Source organism: Microcoleus sp. bin48.metabat.b7b8b9.023 (assembly GCF_013299185.1).
Taxonomy (GTDB): domain Bacteria; phylum Cyanobacteriota; class Cyanobacteriia; order Cyanobacteriales; family Microcoleaceae; genus Microcoleus.
In genome coordinates this window covers 19,031-37,307 of record NZ_JAAFKG010000030.1, presented here as the reverse complement: position 1 = coordinate 37,307, position 18,277 = coordinate 19,031, and the positions used below count along the sequence as shown (strand labels likewise).

Sequence of the window (18,277 nt, the reverse complement as noted above, 5' to 3'; positions counted from 1 at the left end):
ATCGATCCAAATTTCCCAATCGAAAATTCATAGTACCATCTATGGAATGTGTTTGGCGGGCGATCGACCGGAGAATCGACTGGAGAACATGAAAAAAATTAAAGAGTATAAATGCTTACAATCAAGACACTGACAGTCGATCGCCCGCCGATTATCTCTCTCTTTTGGCTGGTTCCTCTCAAACATCCTGTGGTAATGTTACGATCCCGACAGAGAAAGAATGTGGTAGATAAGGAAGCAGTGCTACATGGTAGAGATAGACAAGTCAATATCTTTTGATGGACGGGATATTAGACTGAAGATTGGTTTACTGGCGCCTCAAGCAGGCGGTGCAGTGTTGATTCAGTCAGGTGACACGGCGGTTTTAGTGACAGCGACTCGATCGCAGGGGAGAGAGGGAATAGATTTCCTGCCCCTGTTGGTGGATTACGAAGAGAGACTCTACGCTGGCGGTAAAATTCCCGGTGGATTTTTGCGCCGGGAAGGGCGTCCCCCAGAAAAAGTGACTTTGACTGGGCGTTTGATCGATCGACCGCTGCGTCCGCTATTCCCTAGCTGGTTGCGAGATGACATCCAAGTTGTAGCCACAACGCTGTCGATGGACGAACAAGTGCCCCCAGATGTGTTGGCCGTGACGGGCGCTTCCGTAGCGATTCTGCTAGGAAAAATGCCGTTTTACGGGCCGATGGCGGCCGTGCGAGTTGGTTTGGTAGGGGACGATTTCATTATCAATCCCACCTACAGCGAAATCAAAGAAGGTGAGTTGGATCTCGTGGTAGCCGGTTCTCCAGACGGAGTAATCATGGTGGAAGCCAGCGCCAACCAATTGCCGGAACAGGATATCATCGAGGCGATCGACTTCGGCTACGAAGCAACCTGTGACTTGATTCAAGCCCAGCGCGAAATCATGGCCGAATTGGGCATTGATTTAGTGGTAGAGGAACGGCCATCCCAAGATTCCATCCTCGAAAACTTTATTCGCGATCGCGCCCAAGAACCCATCCGCATCATTTTGTCAAGATTTGAAAAAGACAAAACAATACGGAATGCAGCTTTGGACGAAGTTAAGGCAAATGAAGTCGAAGCTGCGATCGCCGAATTGGCCGAAGACGATCCGGTAAAACTAGCAGCCACCGCCAACAGCAAGACAATTGGCAACGTTTTCAAAGACGTTACCAAGAAAATGATGCGGAAGCAAATCATCGAAGATGGCGTCCGTGTAGACGGCCGCAAGCTAGACGAGGTGCGACACGTTTCTTGTCGTGTAGGGGTGCTGCCGTCGCGAGTACACGGCTGTGCGCTGTTCAATCGCGGCTTAACCCAAGTCTTGTCCGCAGCAACTCTGGGAACCCCAGGAGACGCCCAAGATTTAGCCGATGACTTGCACCCGCAGCAAGACAAACGCTACCTGCATCATTACAATTTCCCCCCATTTTCCGTGGGAGAAACCAAGCCGATGCGATCGCCCGGACGCCGAGAAATCGGTCATGGAGCCCTTGCAGAACGCGCTTTGCTGCCAGTTTTGCCATCCAAAGAAGATTTCCCCTACGTCATTCGCGTAGTTTCCGAAATCCTCTCCTCCGACGGTTCAACCTCAATGGGTTCAGTTTGCGCCTCAACGCTAGCGTTAATGGATGCAGGCGTTCCCCTTTCGCAACCCGTCAGCGGCGCGGCAATGGGATTAATCAAAGAAGGCGATGAAGTCCGAATCTTGACTGACATTCAAGCAATTGAAGACTTCTTAGGCGACATGGACTTCAAAGTAGCCGGTACCGACACCGGAATTACTGCTTTGCAAATGGACATGAAAATCAAAGGTTTGCCCTTAGATGTAATCGCAAATGCCATCCGTCAAGCCAAACCTGCGAGACTGCACATTTTAGAAAGAATGCTAGCAACCATCGACACTCCCCGCAAGGAAATGTCGCCGTTTGCACCGCGTTTGCTAACGCTGAAAATCGATCCCGAATTTATTGGTTTGGTCATTGGGCCAGGTGGCAAAACAATCAAAGCCATCACCGAAGAAACCGGTGTCAAGATTGACATCGAAGATGACGGAACCGTGACAATTGCTGGTAACGACAGCGAAAAAGCTCAGCGGGCTTACAACATTGTCCAAGGCATGACGCGCAAGTTGAATGCTGGAGACGTGTATGTCGGCCGCGTAACTCGAATTATTCCGATCGGCGCTTTTGTCGAAATTCTCCCTGGCAAAGAAGGAATGATTCACATTTCCCAGTTAGCGGACTACCGTGTTGGGAAAGTGGAAGACGAGTTAGCTGTGAATGATGAAGTGATTGTCAAAGTGCGAGAAATTGACAATAAAGGTCGAATTAATTTGACCCGTTTGAACATTCATCCCGACGAAGCGGTAGCCGCCCGCGAAGCGTTGAATAAATAGTTGACAGTTGGTAATTGGTAATTGCTTTTGGAGTAATTGCTAATTGCTGATTGGTAACTGGTAATTAGTAATTAGTAATTGCTAATTGAGATTAAATCTGATTGTTTCAGATTGATTTGGGAGTAGGTGCGCGACAGCGACAGATCGACAAAAGTGCGATCGGCTGTGGAAGTTCATACAGTCGCGCACTTTCCCCTCAGTATCATTCGGCGGTTGAAACCGCTACTATACAAACGAAGTCCGCCTCCGCGGACTGAATAAAATATAAAGTATGCTTAGCTGTAGGGTGTGTCGCCATTAAAAATCCCTCAAAAAAATCGACAATCGAGCGATCGACGCACCTTGCAAACAGTCTTTCTGGAAACAAGCTTAACACTCAGGATTGTTGCAAGATGAGGCGATAATTGGTATAAATACTAATGACCAATGACCAATGACCAATGACTATCGAGATGACATCAAAACCTCGCTACGATCCCGACGAGAATATTAGCCGTCATAGTGCAACCGATCCAGAGAAATGCCAGCAAATGGCAAAGCGTCAGGGATGGGAATTAATTCGATGGGAAAAAACAAGTGATTCGATACTGAAGGTTGATTGTGTCTTTGAAGGGTTGACAGAGTTTCCACCGAGTCCATATGAACCCCAACACGAGAGAGAGGAATAAATCAATGCCAAAACGGTTGATAATTTTCAAAACAGAATCGCTTTCTTCCCCTGGATGGGAGGATAGATTGCTTTCCCATACAGGTGCTCTCACGAGTATCCTAGCAGAACACTATGACTACTCAGACAAACCTCTGCCTAAAACGGGCGATCGCCTGCGAAACTTTGCCCAATTTAAGGAGAGTGCAGATCCCAAATTCCCTTCTACCAGCACTCACGTTCGTTGGGGAGATTGGGAAGTTTCCCGTTTAGAGGAGTACACGCCTGAAATTCCGAATGCTGAATATGACTGTTTAGCGGTATGCTACTGTTGCTATTCACCCATTGAACCCGAATGGAAAGAACTGCCTAAAATTCAAGTTTCTGAACTGCAAAAACATTAAACAAACAAAATATTGAAATCCCCGACTTTGCAGAAGTTGTCGGGGATCTCAAACGAAGCTCGAATCAAATCACAGCAATACAATCAATCTCTACCAAAACATCTTTCGGCAAACGAGCAACTTCCACACAAGCGCGCGCCGGTGCAGTTTTCTCATCAAAATATTTCCCATAAACCGCATTCACAGCGGCAAAATCATTCATGTTTTTGAGAAAAACCGTAGTTTTTACGACATCCAACCAAGTAGCGCCGGCTTCTGTGAGAATCGCTTCGAGATTGGCCATCACTTGTTCGGTTTGCTTGGCCACGTCGTCGGTGTAGACGATATCGTTTAGTCTAGTGTCGATCGCAATTTGACCGGCTACAAACAGCATAGTGCCCGTTGCGGCGATCGCTTGATTGTAAGGGCCCACAGGTGCCGGTGCTTTGTCAGTACGAATAATTTTGCGCGTCATAGATGTCACTTTTTGGGATTCTTGTTGACTGGTTTCCGGTATGTAAAATTCTCCATCAGGCATAATCGCACCAGTGAAGTCTGCATCCTTGATGTTCATACCATAAGTTTGTGCTTCAGTCAAATCGGCTTTTTTAAGCTTGGCTTTCTCCAGATTTGCTCGCATCAAATTAGCTCTTTGAAGACCTGTTCTCTCTAAATTTGCACCCCGCAAACAAGCGTTTCTTAGATTTACTTGTATCAATTCGGCTCCAGCTAAATCCGCATTTGCTAGATTCATGCCCGACAAGTCATGCTGAGACAAATTCACACCGCGCAGCTTTGCTCCCTGAAGATTGGTATCTTTGATTTTTATGCTAGTTATATCTGCCCGACTTAAGTCTGCTTCAGTCAAGTTTGCCTGAGTCAGGTTTGCACTATGGAGTTTTGCTCTACTCAAACACACTTCAATCAAGGATGCTTCAGTGAAGTTTGCAGCAGTTAGTTGGGCATCACTTAAGTTTGCTTCATTCAAGTTGGCATTTATAAACTTAGCATGATTTAAATTGGATTTACTCAAATCAGCACCGCACAAATCTGCATCAGTGAAGTTTGCACCAGAAGCTTCTAATAAACCCCTCAAATTTGTACCTTTCAGAGATGCCTTGGTGAGGTTTGTACTATTAAGCCTTGCTCCGGTTAAGTTAGCCTCATTCAACTCTGCTGCTGTCAAGTTTGCAGATGTTAAGTCTATCCCACTTAAGTCTGCACCTTTGAGGTCTACTCCTCTGAGCATAGCCGACTGAAAGCTCCGTTCGCCTTTTGCGTATCTTTCTAAAAGTTCTTCAGCGTCCATTCATAACCTCGATCGCCCTTTCGTCCTTTCGCCCCAAAAATCGGGAGCATCTCATTTTTGCGAAAAGCATTTTTTTTATTTTATAGTGCGAGCGTCCCCGCTCGCGTATTTTACAACTCGCGAGCGGGGACGCTCGCACTATAAATTCCAAACGCACTATAAATCAATACCGTTTACTTAAGAGTACCCTGGAGGTAAAATCTTATGAGACATAGACACGGAGATTGCTTCGTTCCTCGCAATGACCATCTTAAGTAAACCGTATTGCACTATAAATTCCAAACTGAGATGCTCTCCAAAAATCACTATACCATCCGCACGAATCGGCCTGCACCTGGGATTTGGCGCGCGGAGGATTATCGGATTTCACACCACAGAATTACCCGTGAAACAATATCAGCCAGCAATAAATTTCATCGCAACACCATTCATGCAGTAGCGTTTCCCAGTAGGTGCAGGGCCGTCATCAAATACGTGACCCAAATGCCCGCCGCAGCGACGGCAATGCACCTCAATTCTAGTCCCAAACAGCGAATTATCGATCGATGTGGCGATCGCCCCTTTGATGGGTTCGTAAAAACTTGGCCAACCAGTACCGCTATCAAATTTAGTTTTGGATGTAAAAAGTGGCAAATCACACCCAGCACACGCATAAATTCCCTTGCCGTATTGCTTGTCGAGAATGCTAGTATGAGAGCGTTCAGTAGCGTGTTTTCGCAACACATCAAACTGTGCCGGAGTCAAAAGTTTGCGCCACTCTTCCTCAGTTTTAGTAACTTCAAAAACACCATTGCTAGCAGCCATAACATCTAAATTTTCAGGCAAACAAGACGACAACCATGCCATGCTGACTGTTGCTACAGCAGCTTTCAAAAATAATCGTTTCTTCATAATCCATCCAGTTGCTAATTAATCTAAACCACCAGCAGTCAAGTTCAAAACTTTTTGCTTGATTTGTACCTTTTTCAATCGCCTGTTTTTGGACATGATATCATATCACGTCCGACTGATTACCATAACAAAAATCGTTCGTAGTGTGGACTTTAGTCCGCAAAATACTGCGGACTAAAGTCCACACTACGAACCTTACTTATTGCATCATAAATTATTCATCTTTATCTTCTCTCTCTGTGCCCTCTGCGCTCTCTGTGGTTAAAAAAATCCGATATTACTCTACAAGTATGACAGTTAATTAACCCGATCGCACAAAAGTCCTGCGAGGACTTTAGCCCTCACAGAACTCATACCCATTCACACGTTACCCAACCTAGACAACAGCCGGAGCACCAACAACTTCACCCTTCAGCATCCGAGCAGCAGCATCCATCAACTGTTCCTCCAAATAAGGCTTAGTGAAATAACCCTTCGCGCCCAAACTGTAAGCCATTTGGCGGTGTCTGTCAGCACCGCGAGAAGTTAGCATCGCGATCGGCAATTCGCACAAAACCGCATCCTTCTGCATCCGAGAAAGCAGTTCTAAACCATCCATTCTCGGCATCTCAATATCGCAGAACACGATATCGCAAGGCAGGCCAGATTTCATCTTTTCCCAAGCTTCCTTACCGTCGCGAGCTTCCTCAACTCGGTAGCCAGCTTTCTCAAAAGTAATCGACAAGAGCGATCGCACTGTAATCGAATCGTCCACAATCAGCACAGTAGGCTCAGTCTTCTCCTCAGCAGCCTCCGCAGCAGCCCGATCGCCACTTTCATCCCAAAGCGTACCGCCAGCTTCCTTCCGCAGCCTGCCAGTAGCCAAATCAATCAATTCCAGAACGTCGGCGATCGCCACAATTTTGCCGTCCCCGAGCACCGTAGCACCCGCAATCCCGATCGGCTTCGGCACAGGCCCCTCCAACTGCTTGATCACAATTTCCTGTTCCGTCGAAACCTGATCCACCTGCACCGCCAAGAAATTCCCAGCAGACCGCAGCACGATCACCGAAATCATGTCATCGTCAGTATTAAACCCGTAAACACTGCCCCGGCCCAAATGGCGGTTGTAACCCAGCAAATCCCGCAGCGGGCGGAACGGCAAAATCGAACCCCGCCACTCAATGCAAGGCAAACCGTCTGCCCCAGTCGTTACCTGATCGCGAGGTACATCGATCATGTCCTCCACTCCGTCCATCGGGAAAGCAATCCGAGCTCGATCGCTAATGCAAGTCAGAGCCTTAGAAATACTCAGCACCAGAGGCAAACGGATGGTAAATACCGTGCCTTTGCCGATCGTCGAATCAATCCCCACAGTCCCCCGAATTTCGTGCAAGGAGGTCTCCACAACGTTCATGCCGACCCCCCGACCGGCGTACTCCGTCGCCTGTTCCTGAGTGCTGAAACCGGGCATAAACAGCAAATTGTAAACTTCCGAGCGAGACATCCTCTGAGCCTGAGCCGCCGTCAACAAATTCTGCTTGATCGCCTTCGCCTTCACCTTTTGCGGGTCAATTCCAGCCCCATCGTCAGAAACCGAAACCACCGTTTGATTCCCTTGGTGGAAAGCCCGAATCGTAATCCTGCCCATCGCAGGCTTCCCGGCCGCCAAACGCACCTCCGGCGCTTCGATTCCGTGGGTAATCGCATTGTTCACCAAGTGAGTCATCGGGTCATAAAGTTGATCCACAATCATCTTGTCGATCAAAATATCCTTACCCTCAACCTGCAACTGAGCCTGCTTCCCGCACTTAATCCCAATTTCCCGCACCGCCCGGAACAGCCTGTCCGTTGTCTCCGCAAACGGCTTCATCCGGGCGCGAGTCAAACCTTCTTGCAGTTGAGTCGTGACTTGGCGCAGTTGGCGAGTCACCTGATCCGCCTCATCCACCAAAAACTCAATGTCCGCCGCCGACTCCCGCACCCGCACGATCAGCTCGATAATCTCCTGAGCCAAACTGTGGAAAGGAGTAAACCTGTCCATTTCCTCTGGTCTCCAAGCGCTTTCGCGTTGGTGGGACGACTCCTCTGAGCGCCATGCCGATCGATGTCCCTGGCGGTTTGCCAGCAAAGCAATCTCCAAAAGACTCCGCTCGTAGAAATCCTGAGTCCGTTGGCTGACATCGCTCAGCAGCGTCACTTGGTGCAGCAAATTGTCCAAAAACTGCCGCATCCGTTCTTGGTCTTGCTCCAAACTGTTGCGGTTGACTACCAGTTCCCCCATCAAGTTGCTGAGGTTGTCCAGTTGCTTGACCGGTACGCGCATGGTTTGGTCGCCGAACCCGCCCGCGCGGGCATTCCGCCTGGGTCTGTTGTTGACCGACGACTGTCCGATATTGGTTTCGCCTTGACGGCCGCTGTCCTTGGGATCTTCCAGCAGTTTTTCTAAGTCACCAAATTCGTCGTCGCTCTCGGCAGCAGGAGCGGGTGGTGCTTTGCGGGCAGTTTTCGCCGGTGCTGGAATTTCCGGCATAGTTGCGCTCTCGCTCAGCAGATCTTCGAGATCGGAGAAAACTTCCGTCGTTACTGGACTTGGATTTGCTCCCCCAGAGGCTGCCATTGCCACCCCTGCACCGCCTGCGAGTAACAGTGCTTCTAAATCGTCAAAATTGCCTTCGGAATCCTCAGTGCCTGATTGAATGTCGCTAAAAAAGTCCGCCAGCGACTCATCTTCCAACTCTGCTGCACCGGCTGCGCTCAATTCTTCTTCATCGTCGCCAAAGCCCGTCAGTTCCGAAGTCACCAGAGGCCCAGCATCTAGCGAATCCAACAAATCATCAAAAGCATCCAACTCTTCGGTGTTGAGAGTCGCCCCGGTTTCGAGAGCTGCCAGCAAATCAGCATCGCCCTCAAACATCCCATCGAGAGATTCTGACGACATCACCTCTAAATCGCCAGCCGCAAAATCCGTTTCCAGCGCGCCAAACAAATCATCTTCCTCCTCGTCGGATTCACTAGCCGCATCTGTTTGAGCTCGATCGAACAAATCCGCACCTTCAGAGTCGAACAAACTCTCAGGAACTTCGGCCGACAACTCCTGCAAATCAAAACCAGCTTCGGCATCCACCGACGGTGGAGGCGCTTCGCCAAACATATCCTCCAACAAATCGAAAGTGCCCTCATCAGACTCGACACTGGCAATTTCCGCATCAGGACGATCGGACAATAGCCCCAATTCAGCCGCTGCCAAATCTGTCAAGCCTGCCTCCGAAACAGTAGCCTCCGAGTCCGAGAACAAACTCGCCAAGTCCCCCTCATCCGCTGCCGTACCAGCACTGGGCAATTGAGAATCCCCATTTAAATTCAACCAATCCCCATCGACTTCTTCCGAAGCTTCCCCGTCATACTCAGTACCCGTAGGTACAGAACCGAACAGATCTGCCAAATTCGCCGCTTCTTGGGAATGAACCGCCTGCCGATCGCGCCCAGTCTCCTCATCCTCAGAAATCGAGTCCGACGTAATCTCCCCAAACAGCGCATCTAAATCGGTATCCTCCAGATCCAGGTTGGTCGATTGTGCAGACTCGTCTTCCAGGCCAAAAGCATCTTCTAGCCAATCTCCATCCGCAGAAATATCTAAATCAGAATCAGAATCAGAATTTGATGTCATATTAAAAACGCTGCCACTTTCCTCATTTGGTGTGCTGCCAGTAGCTAAAGATCGATCGCCCCTGCTCTCCCCATCTTCACCTTCAGAAGAAAGGAAATCAGAAGTAATGCTCAACAGCTCGCTGAAATCCGAGTCTTCCTCCACCCCAGAGAGCAACTCGAAATCATCTATTTCGGCTACAGTCAGTTTTTCTACATCCCCTGAATCATTGCCACCACCTGCTAGTAGATTCGAGAATTCTGCGTCGAAAGCATCCGGGTTGAGAGCATACTCCTCGGAAACTGCCGGTACAGTCGCTTCCTCAGATGAGCCTAAATTGCCGAACAAGTTATCCAAATCAGCATCTGCCGTCACAACAGAAGTTTGGGCTGCCACTTCGTCCAAAAGCGTACCGAGAGCATCTTCATCAGCTTGCCTCCTGGTAATGCCGACCCTGCCCTCTCCCCGATCCAAACCCTGCCTGTTTGTTTCAAGCTGTTTGCGAGTTGGCGGCTGCTTTAAACCCGCATTTTCGCGATCGGCTGCCACCGCCGAACCATCAGCCTCACCTCCAAACAGCAAATCGTCCCCAAACAAACTCGTGAGATCCTCTAAAGGAGTCCTCGCATTCGTTTCCGAATTTTCCTCACCGTATTCGTCAAACAACAAATCAGTAAAATCGCCGGAATTGTCATCATCATCTAATTCCATGATTCCCCCCGTCGGCATCCTAGAAGCAGATTGTACGTAGTCCAGATCTTCTTCTTCTTCCCAAGCGCCGTCGAGATCCGGAGATTCGCCTTCAAACAAGTCTGCTAAGGTGTTGAGTTCGGCCGCGCCCACTTCCGGGCCCGTGCGCGTCGAGATTCTAAAAGAACCAGTCTCTACATCTGATTCTCCGAACCCTGGGGCATTGTCCAACGGCGATCGACCTCCGGCGCAATCGTCACTTTCGTCGCCGTCGAGTTGCTCGAACAGCTCGTCTATGCTGAGCCCAGAAATTGTTGGCAGCAACTTGTTCGATCCATCCGGGGAATCGCCGCCCAAAGCCAGATCCCAGGCCGCATCTTCAACAGAGACCGCATTTGAACCCAACCTACCCGGTTGAGCGAATGCCAGCAAGTCTTCAAAATCTGTTTCCGGAACCACAACCGCCGGCACCAGCGCCAGAAGTTTGGCGCTGGGTGCGATCGACCCAGATTGACCCAAAAGTACCTGTTCTTGCGCTTGTTTGATGTCTTTGATGACCGTTGGGGCTAAGGTGCGGTAGGTATTTTCTGAGTTGGCGATCGCCTTTTCTACCACAGCGATCAATTCTATCCACTGGGGCAGTTCAAATTCCTCCCCCGCCAGTTTCAAGTTCCGACAAATATTCCTAAGTTGTCGCCTGCTGTCAGAGCCCTCAGGCTGTTTGAACTCTTGCAGCATTTCCCGCATCCTCGCCGGCACATCCGAGTCAAATACCAGATGCAGCGCGGTTTCTTCCGTTTCTGTGAGATCGGATGCGTAAGCTGAATCCGAGTCCGCAAAACTCATCGATGAGTTAAACGTCCCGGCTCCCATTCGGGCCATAACTGTTTGTGGTATTGGCAGCGGGCTGCTTTCGTCTGAATCGTTAGCGCAGTGTCCGACGAGTCCCCCCAAGTGCCCGTTGAGTTCTTCAAATACAGGTTCTAATTCTCGAACCATCTGCTCTCCCAATTCCTCTGTCAGCCCAAAAGGCCCCGACAATTGCTCTAACAGCCCTTGTAACGTGTCAAAAATTCGCAAAAACAGCGACTCTAGCTGTTGGTCTACTTTAACGCTGCACTCTTTTAAAATTTTAAAACTATCTTCTAGTCGGTGAGAGGTTTGCTGAATGCTAGTCAGACCTAGCATTGCGGCTCCTCCTTTGACAGAGTGAGCCGCCCTAAATACTTCGTTAACCAGTTCTGGGTCTTCGATCGTCGCTTGTAGGTTGAGCAAGCCTTGTTCGATCGTATTGAGGTGGTCTTTTGCCTCCTCAATAAAGTAGCCCATGATCCTCTGTTGTTGCTCCGGCAGCATAGTTTTATTCCTGATTTTAAGCGTTCTTGTATTGGGTCTATGTTAGTAGTTTTAGAGAATGTCTCTGTATATCTCGCCCCTTGACAACAGAATGATCTGACTGCGAGATATGGCAAATGTCCTGGCTATTTCTGCTTTCGACATCCCTTCGCTTAAAAGATAGCGAATCTGCTGTACCTGTTCGGCTTTTAGTTTCCGGGTAGGGCATATATTGCCGGGCACGAAAGGAAAGCGGTTTTTTTCTATGGCATCGCGGGAGTTATCGGCGGGAGTTCCTTCCCACAAATGGTCTGGATTGACACAACCGCGATCGTCGCAACTGTGACACGCAAAATAACCGGGTTTGACAGGCCGTCCCAGTTTGTGTTCGAGTACCAATCTGTGAGCGTAGAAACTTTGAGTTTTGCCCTTAACTTTAGTACCCTTAATTGCGTAACCATCACTTCTTTTTGCCAAGGTGCAAATCATGCAGCCGTTTGGCTGTATTTCAGCCCGAATTCCAGGAATTATTTCTACGCCTCGCAGTAGTTTTTGAGGTTGAGGCGCCGATGTGCTTCCTACATCTTTAATCCGTCCTTTTCTAAACCTATCTTGAGAATTATCTAGTCGAGAACCTTCCCATAAATGATTAGGATTAATGCAGTTACGAACATCGCAACTATGGCAACAAAAGTATTCTGGTCTAATCGGACGACCCAAGCTATTTTCCAATACTAAACGGTGAACTGTAAGCGTCTTCCATTCACCGTCAATCTTAAGTCTTTTGTTGGCATAGCCCCTGCTGTTTTTTGAGAGAGTACAGATAATACACCCCGTCGGCTGAATTTCGCCAAAGATGCCAGAAATTACCTCTACTATGTTATCGTTCATCCGTACAACTCCTAGTTTGTTTAGGTGCTGGATTGGCATCCCCGCAGTCGGTTCAAGACTGCGAGGTTGCTTTTTATTTGCCATCATTGCCACACTAATGTGCTTGTAAATCAGGAAGTAAAAAAAGCATTAAACAATCAATTATTGTCTTTCTGCTGTTTCTACTCGGAACCTTTCTACTGATGTCAAAAGGTCGCGAGCAACACCTACCAAATTTTGCAAAGCACCCGAAACTCGCTGCGCTTCTTGGGACGTTTCCTGAGCAGTTAATTCGACAGCTTGCATCACACTGGCGACCGAGCGAGCTGTTTCGTTCTGCTCCACAGTGTCCGCTGTAATCGATCGCACCAGCACGTCAATTCGATTAGTAACTTGAATGATATCTTCAAGCGATCGCTTCGCCTGTTCTGCCAATCTTGTACCCTCAATAACCTGCTGCGTACCTTCTTCCATCGCCGTCATTACCGCGCCGGTTTCACTTTGAATTTGCATCACGATCTGCTCGATTTCTTTCAAAGATTTCGCCGATCGATCTGCCAACTGCCGCACCTCATCCGCCACGATCGCAAAACCCCTACCCGATTCCCCAGCCCTCGCCGCCTCAATACTAGCGTTGAGAGCCAACAAATTCGTCCGAGAGGCGATCGCCGCAATCAAACCCACAATCTTAGAAATTTCTTGAGAAGCTTCCGCCAACCGCTTGACTTTTCTCGTGGTTTCTGCTACCGTTTCTCGAATTTCCAAAATCCCGGCCACCGTCCGCTCCACAGCCTCACCGCCTTTCAGAGCCGTTGCCGCCGCGCCCCGGGCCACTTCTTCCGCCTCTCTAGCACTCTCTGCGACCCGCTGAATCGCATCGGTGAGGACTTGCACCGAATTCAGCGTCGCCGCCAGTTCCTCAGCCTGCCGCAGCGCATCAGAAGACAAATCGCCCGCAAACTTCGCACTATCCGTAGCGCCTTTGCTAACTTCCCGAGCCGCCTGCTTCACCTGATGGACGATTTCGCGCAGGTTTTGAATTGTCAAGTTAAACGAGTCAGCAACAGCACCCAAAACGTCTGCCGTCACTTCCGCCGTCACCGTCAAGTCACCCCGAGCCGCTCCTTCCACGTCATCTAGCAAGCGAATCACTTGGCGCTGCAAGTCTTCTTTTGCCTGTTCCTGCTCGTCAGACTTGCGTCTGGTATCGCTAATCGTAGTTTGGATCACCTTCGCCATGTGGTTGAATTTAGCAGCCATTTTGCCAAATTCATCTTCCGAGTAAATTGTAGCCCGAGCGTCCAAAGTTCCTTGAGATACAGCATCGAACTGAGCTTGCAAATTGTCCGAGGACTTGCGTACCTGCTTGGCGATCAACTGGCCGATGCCCCAAGAAGTCAAAAAGCTCGTAAAGCCTGCGGCAGCCGTCATTACCCAGCCTGTTTGGCGCAGGTAAACGATCGCCTCCGGCTTGTCTTGCTTCAGAGCTTGATAGGAAGCAATGTTAGTCACGAAAGCCACAGCTACCAGAGAAACCAATCCAGCCCCGATCGCCGTGTACAACTGTTTGGTAAACAGAGGGGCATTTTCCAAGAAAGCCAGCCCGCCCTGTTCTACAGTCACCGAAGAATCGATCGCCTCACTTTCAGTCGGAGCAAAAGTCGGCACCGAAGCATCAGCAGGGCCCGAAATGCTAAAAATCTCATCGTCTCGAATTGCCGAGCCGTCGCTGTTGTCAAAGTCCAGACCGCTGCCGCTCGTACCCATCATGCCGCTGGTCGAGTTGCCGAAATTGGTGTTACCTCTAGTCAGGATCGAACTGTTGGCATCTTCTGAGATATCAAAATCCGGCAAATTGCCCAAATCGTCAAAATCGTCAAATTCGTCTAAAAAGCCGCTGTGTTCTTGAGTGCTCCCTGTTCTTGACGACCAGTCGCTGCTGTTCTTGGTGGCAGCCCCGAAAGCAGTCGCTTGCTCGTTTTCGTCGAGAGAAAAAGAATCGCTGAAAGCGTCGTCATCAAAAGCATCTAGCTCAAAGCTGTCCATGGAGCCAAAGGCCGGTGGTTCCGAGTCGCCGTAACCGTTGCTGTTAGAGTTTGAGCGATCGGCAGAATTAAATTGTCCCCGGCTCGACCTTTGACTCTGAGAATTGGGGACAGCACCTCCCATCAACAGCGTTTCGTCTTCCGCCAGCGAATAATTTGACGAGTATTCCGAGTCATTATTGGGCTGCTTGCTTTGCGATCGAGAAGACCCAAAACCCGAGGACATCGGCTGAGCAAAAGGGTCTGCCTCTTCTGACAGGGGTGGCTTCTGACCTTGATTTTGCCCGGTCACGGGCGGGGATTGATAGTCGTAGTCGTCATCATTCAAGTCAAGTTCGTCTGGCAAATCGAGCGGTGCAAAAGGTTCGCCAAAATTGTCAGACGGCCCAGTGGGGGAGTCTAATTGCTCCGAGTCGAAGGCATTCCCGCTTTCGGAGCCAGCAAAACTTTGACCGTTGAGTACCTGAGTAGGAGCTTCTGAAAACAACTCTCCTGAATAAGGCGCCCTCGAACCAGAAACTTTGCTATCAGACAAGTCACCAGCATCAAACCCTGGGTCATCTAAGCCAAAAGGATCTCCCAAGTCCGAGCCGAATTCGTCCATGTCTAGCGGCTCGGACGCATCAGCATAAGCGGCCATTCCGCCGCTGTCGCCAGCAAAGGGGTTGGTTGAATCTTCGATAGAAGTTGCAGCACTGCTGTCTTGTGGTTCCCACTCCAACCCGCTCATGCCCAAATCTGCCAAGTCCTCGTTTTCCATGTCCTGTGGCGATTGACTCCCATAGGACATGGATGGAGAATTCCCTTGGAAAAGTGCTAAATCCGGGTCTTCCAACCCTTCCTCCATAGACAAGTCTGGGTAGAATTCCAATTCAGTTTCCGCAGACAAAGCCTCGAAACTTTCCGTGTGCAGTTCTCCGGATAAAAATTGGTCTGTGTGGCTAATACCGCCGTGAGCGTGTTCGACCAAACTCGGGTCGTCACTCAGGCTCAGCACCACCATGTACTGTTCCCGTGCCACCTCATACTGTTGCAGTCCGTAGCAGTAGATGTGCCCGCATAGCAAGCGAGCGCTGGGGTCTTCGGGAAAATCTTCTACTAATTGATAAACTAGGGCCGCAGCTTCTGAATAGTTGCCATCCATGTAGGCCGCTTCTGCCCGTTGGTAGTCCTGCTGAAAGTTGGTACTTGTTGCCATTTGCCGCCCTCTTTTGATTTTAGATTTTAGATTTGAGATTTTAGATTTTTATCTTGCTTGAATGTTTAGATGCGTGCCTCAAGTCCTGTGACTGTTGATATTAGACCCCAATCGAAAATCGCAAATCGCAAATCTAAAATCGATTTCACGCTGCCCACCGCGCAGAGCGCAGAATTTTCACTTGATCTAGCAGTCGGAGCACTTTCTGAGCTGGTGCACCTAACATCCATTCTCCCCTCAGAAATGGAATCATGCCGTCTGGTGCATTGTTCTGAGAGTGCAGTTGGTCTACGTCGAGCCAGTCCATCCCCACAATTCGATCGACTGCCAGCCCCAAAATCGTATCTTGGTCTTCCACAGCCACGATCGGGATTTCGGGTCGATCGGTGTTCAGAGGTGTTTGGTCCCCCAGAAATTGGCCCAGATCTGCCACCCAAATCACTCGTCCTCTCATGTTTAGCGTACCTAAAAGCAATGAGGAAACGTTGGGAATGGGTGTCATCCGGTCTGGGGAGGGGGATAGCACCTCTCTAATCCCTGTCGCCGGCAGTGCGAACTCGTTCCCCGAAGGAACGTAGAACCGCAGGTGCAGCTCGCCTTCGGGAGTTTCTAGTTCTTGGAATTCCGGAGCCTGATCTATGCCTTGTCCTGGTAATATAAAGTCTGGGCTGCCACTAATCATAATTCTTCTCTCTGGGAAACCCACATCGTACCCGTACTCAAGTCGGTGTTGGGAGGAATATTGGAGCTCGGTCTATGAAACATAACTATAACCGTCCTTTTTTTAAGATGCTCCGGGGGCGTAAACGCGCGGCGATTCTAAGATCGAACAGCAATTGCAGGTTTTGGCCTGTCTCACATCGCCTAGCTTAGCGGTCGATGCCAAGAAAAACCAGCAAGTTAGTTATTTTTAGCTGCGTTTTCATCTCGTCCATTTACTGACTGACAAGATGGACAACGCCATTCTCTTATCGACAAATCTAATTCTGTTAGGACATGACCACAATTTGAACAAGTCTTACTGGATGGATACCATCGATCAATAAAAATCACCTGCTTATCTTTTTTCTGAGCAACCTATTTCACAATTTTCAGAAACTCCCCACAAGCTAAATCAGAGATTTTGCGTTCCCAAAGGCGTTGCATTCCTTTAAGATTTAACGTCTCAAAACAAAGCACATCAAAAAATGCAAAACTGAGATGCTCCCATGATTTGTACTTGAGAACCTTCTTGAAGTTCGGCGGTCTAACTGCCCATCTGTTTTGGCGATCGGCTGCAAGTGGAGAACAAGTCTATTATATTTGCACTTTGAGCGACTTCGGCCCGACAGAGATCGAGAAATTGAACTGAGTTTTACAGACGCCGGACGGCCAGCGCGCGAATTTATATATTCTAGTTTATGGCGCGATCGCCCGCAGAGAGAAAGCTTTCTCTCTGTGACTGTCCCGACAGCGAGCGGGTTGCTTCTGTACAAAAAAGCTCCAATCGTGCCATCAGTGCGGAATTTATTGGCTTATCCCGAACTTGGGCTTTAAACCCCGTCCTTCTAGGACGGCTTTCTCCTAATTTAGGCCACAGCACATACTTGTCAAGTTTTGTGAATAAAGTCGATCGTATTAAGCTGGCGCTGCTAGCATAAGAATATCGTGATGACCTCGAAGTCATGCTAGTTTTTGAATTCAAAGCATACGGCAAAAAGCAGCAATTTGACGCTGTAGATGAAGCAATTAGAACAGTGCAGTTCATCCGTAACAAAGCATTGCGCTTTTGGATGGATAACTCAAAAGTTAATAAATATGACTTGAATAAGTACAGTGCTGTTTTAGCAAAAGAATTTCCGTTTTGCGATGAGTTGAACAGCATGGCTCGGCAATCTAGCGCAGAAAGAGCGTGGTCGGCAATCGCCCGATTCTACGACAACTGTAAAAAGAAAACTCCTGGGAAAAAGGGATTTCCGCAATTCCAGAAAGACAACCGCTCAGTCGAATACAAAACGACCGGGTGGCGTCTGACAACAGACCGAAAATCCATCACTTTTACCGACAAGAAGGGAATCGGGAAACTCAAATTAAAAGGAACGCGCGACTTACATTTATATCAGGTTACTCAAATCAAGCGAGTACGCTTAATGAGGCGAGCAGACGGGCATTACGTCCAGTTTTGCATTCAAATTGACCGAAATGAAAGGATTGAAGTCACAGGCAATTCCATTGGATTAGACGTAGGACTAAAAGAGTTCTATACAGACTCTAATGGTGTTACAGTCGAAAATCCGCGTTTTCTCCACAAGGGAGAGCGCAGACTAAAAAAAGCCCAAAGACGAGTTTCAAAACGAGTCAAGGATTCACAGAACAGAAAAAAAGCTAGAGTGACTCTATCCAAGCGCCACCTCAAAATAAGTAGACAGCGCAAAGATTTTGCTGTGAAATTGGCAAGATGCGTTATCCAGTCTAACGACTGTGTAGCCTACGAAGATTTGAGGATTAAAAATATGGTGAAGAATCACTGTCTAGCTAAATCCATTAACGACGCATCTTGGTATATGTTCCGAACATGGATAGAGTATTTCGGTAAAGTATTCGGAAGAATTACAGTTGCCGTGCCAGCCAATGGAACAAGTCAAGAATGCTCTAGCTGTGGGACAATTGTTAAGAAGAGTCTATCAACGCGAACGCACGTTTGTCAGTGTGGATGCGTGCTAGACCGTGACTATAACGCAGCTAGAAACATCCTGAGTCGGGGATTAAGTACGACGGGGCACGTCGGAACTTGGATCTTAGATCCGAACGCTTGTGGAGAATTGACCGCTACTGATGTTGAAGTAATTCTGCATCGGCAAGTTGAGTCTATGAATCAAGAATCCCCTCGGCTTTAGCCAGG

Annotated in this window: 12 protein-coding genes and 1 pseudogene; 5 read left to right on the top strand and 8 right to left on the bottom strand. The window is 48.8% G+C overall.

Annotated features, from left to right (window positions below):
- Positions 1-111 precede the first annotated feature (111 nt).
- From QZW82_RS17690 to QZW82_RS17675, 4 genes are all read left to right on the top strand, one after another.
- Complete coding sequence (locus QZW82_RS17690) at positions 112-279, top strand: hypothetical protein (RefSeq protein WP_293150440.1); 168 nt, start codon at positions 112-114, stop codon at positions 277-279.
- Entirely contained in the window at positions 248-2,401 is a 2,154-nt protein-coding gene (locus QZW82_RS17685) for a polyribonucleotide nucleotidyltransferase (RefSeq protein WP_293150437.1), read from the top strand. Before QZW82_RS17690 ends, QZW82_RS17685 begins: the two co-directional genes overlap by 32 nt.
- 452 nt (positions 2,402-2,853) lie before the next feature.
- Positions 2,854-3,069: a hypothetical protein gene (locus QZW82_RS17680; RefSeq protein ID WP_293150434.1), complete on the top strand. Its 216-nt coding sequence runs from the start codon at positions 2,854-2,856 to the stop codon at positions 3,067-3,069.
- 4 nt (positions 3,070-3,073) lie between these two features.
- Entirely contained in the window at positions 3,074-3,451 is a 378-nt protein-coding gene (locus QZW82_RS17675; protein ID WP_293150431.1) for a hypothetical protein, read from the top strand.
- 64 nt (positions 3,452-3,515) lie between these two features.
- Here QZW82_RS17675 and QZW82_RS17670 read toward each other — a convergent pair whose 3' ends face one another.
- The 8 genes and pseudogenes from QZW82_RS17670 to QZW82_RS17635 form a co-directional block, all read right to left on the bottom strand.
- Positions 3,516-4,739, bottom strand: coding sequence for a Rid family detoxifying hydrolase (locus QZW82_RS17670; RefSeq protein ID WP_293150428.1), 1,224 nt, complete (start codon positions 4,737-4,739; stop codon positions 3,516-3,518).
- A 396-nt stretch (positions 4,740-5,135) separates the two neighbouring features.
- Positions 5,136-5,630, bottom strand: coding sequence for a peptide-methionine (R)-S-oxide reductase MsrB (gene msrB, locus QZW82_RS17665; protein WP_366665040.1), 495 nt, complete (start codon positions 5,628-5,630; stop codon positions 5,136-5,138).
- A gap of 376 nt (positions 5,631-6,006) precedes the next feature.
- Positions 6,007-11,304 carry a response regulator gene (locus QZW82_RS17660; protein ID WP_293150425.1) on the bottom strand — a complete coding sequence of 1,766 codons (5,298 nt, stop codon included), beginning with the start codon at positions 11,302-11,304 and terminating at the stop codon, positions 6,007-6,009.
- A gap of 51 nt (positions 11,305-11,355) precedes the next feature.
- Positions 11,356-12,174, bottom strand: coding sequence for an HNH endonuclease (locus QZW82_RS17655; RefSeq protein WP_293150422.1), 819 nt, complete (start codon positions 12,172-12,174; stop codon positions 11,356-11,358).
- A gap of 141 nt (positions 12,175-12,315) precedes the next feature.
- Entirely contained in the window at positions 12,316-15,396 is a 3,081-nt protein-coding gene (locus QZW82_RS17650) for a methyl-accepting chemotaxis protein (protein ID WP_293150419.1), read from the bottom strand.
- 145 nt (positions 15,397-15,541) lie between these two features.
- The gene (locus tag QZW82_RS17645; protein ID WP_293150599.1) at positions 15,542-16,075 is read right to left on the bottom strand and encodes a chemotaxis protein CheW; all 534 of its coding nucleotides are present in this window, start codon (positions 16,073-16,075) and stop codon (positions 15,542-15,544) included.
- A 221-nt stretch (positions 16,076-16,296) separates the two neighbouring features.
- Positions 16,297-16,458: pseudogene (locus tag QZW82_RS17640) on the bottom strand (transposase); the annotation flags it as partial.
- 331 nt (positions 16,459-16,789) lie between these two features.
- Positions 16,790-17,062, bottom strand: a complete 273-nt coding sequence (locus QZW82_RS17635) for a hypothetical protein (RefSeq protein ID WP_293150413.1) — start codon at positions 17,060-17,062, stop codon at positions 16,790-16,792.
- Here QZW82_RS17635 and QZW82_RS17630 point away from each other — a divergent pair.
- Positions 17,061-18,272, top strand: a complete 1,212-nt coding sequence (locus QZW82_RS17630) for a transposase (protein ID WP_293150410.1) — start codon at positions 17,061-17,063, stop codon at positions 18,270-18,272. The two genes, QZW82_RS17635 and QZW82_RS17630, sit on opposite strands and share 2 nt — an antisense overlap.
- Positions 18,273-18,277 lie beyond the last annotated feature (5 nt).

What these genes read in the sequence shown, in the direction of transcription:
- QZW82_RS17690 (WP_293150440.1), top strand. Translation starts at nt 112, where the DNA reads ATGCTTACAATCAAGACACTGACAGTCGATCGCCCGCCGATTATCTCT.
- QZW82_RS17685 (WP_293150437.1), top strand. Translation starts at nt 248, where the DNA reads ATGGTAGAGATAGACAAGTCAATATCTTTTGATGGACGGGATATTAGA.
- QZW82_RS17680 (WP_293150434.1), top strand. Translation starts at nt 2,854, where the DNA reads ATGACATCAAAACCTCGCTACGATCCCGACGAGAATATTAGCCGTCAT.
- QZW82_RS17675 (WP_293150431.1), top strand. Translation starts at nt 3,074, where the DNA reads ATGCCAAAACGGTTGATAATTTTCAAAACAGAATCGCTTTCTTCCCCT.
- QZW82_RS17670 (WP_293150428.1), bottom strand. Translation starts at nt 4,739, where the DNA reads ATGGACGCTGAAGAACTTTTAGAAAGATACGCAAAAGGCGAACGGAGC.
- msrB (WP_366665040.1), bottom strand. Translation starts at nt 5,630, where the DNA reads ATGAAGAAACGATTATTTTTGAAAGCTGCTGTAGCAACAGTCAGCATG.
- QZW82_RS17660 (WP_293150425.1), bottom strand. Translation starts at nt 11,304, where the DNA reads ATGCTGCCGGAGCAACAACAGAGGATCATGGGCTACTTTATTGAGGAG.
- QZW82_RS17655 (WP_293150422.1), bottom strand. Translation starts at nt 12,174, where the DNA reads ATGAACGATAACATAGTAGAGGTAATTTCTGGCATCTTTGGCGAAATT.
- QZW82_RS17650 (WP_293150419.1), bottom strand. Translation starts at nt 15,396, where the DNA reads ATGGCAACAAGTACCAACTTTCAGCAGGACTACCAACGGGCAGAAGCG.
- QZW82_RS17630 (WP_293150410.1), top strand. Translation starts at nt 17,061, where the DNA reads ATGCTAGTTTTTGAATTCAAAGCATACGGCAAAAAGCAGCAATTTGAC.
- QZW82_RS17635 (WP_293150413.1), bottom strand. Translation starts at nt 17,062, where the DNA reads ATGACTTCGAGGTCATCACGATATTCTTATGCTAGCAGCGCCAGCTTA.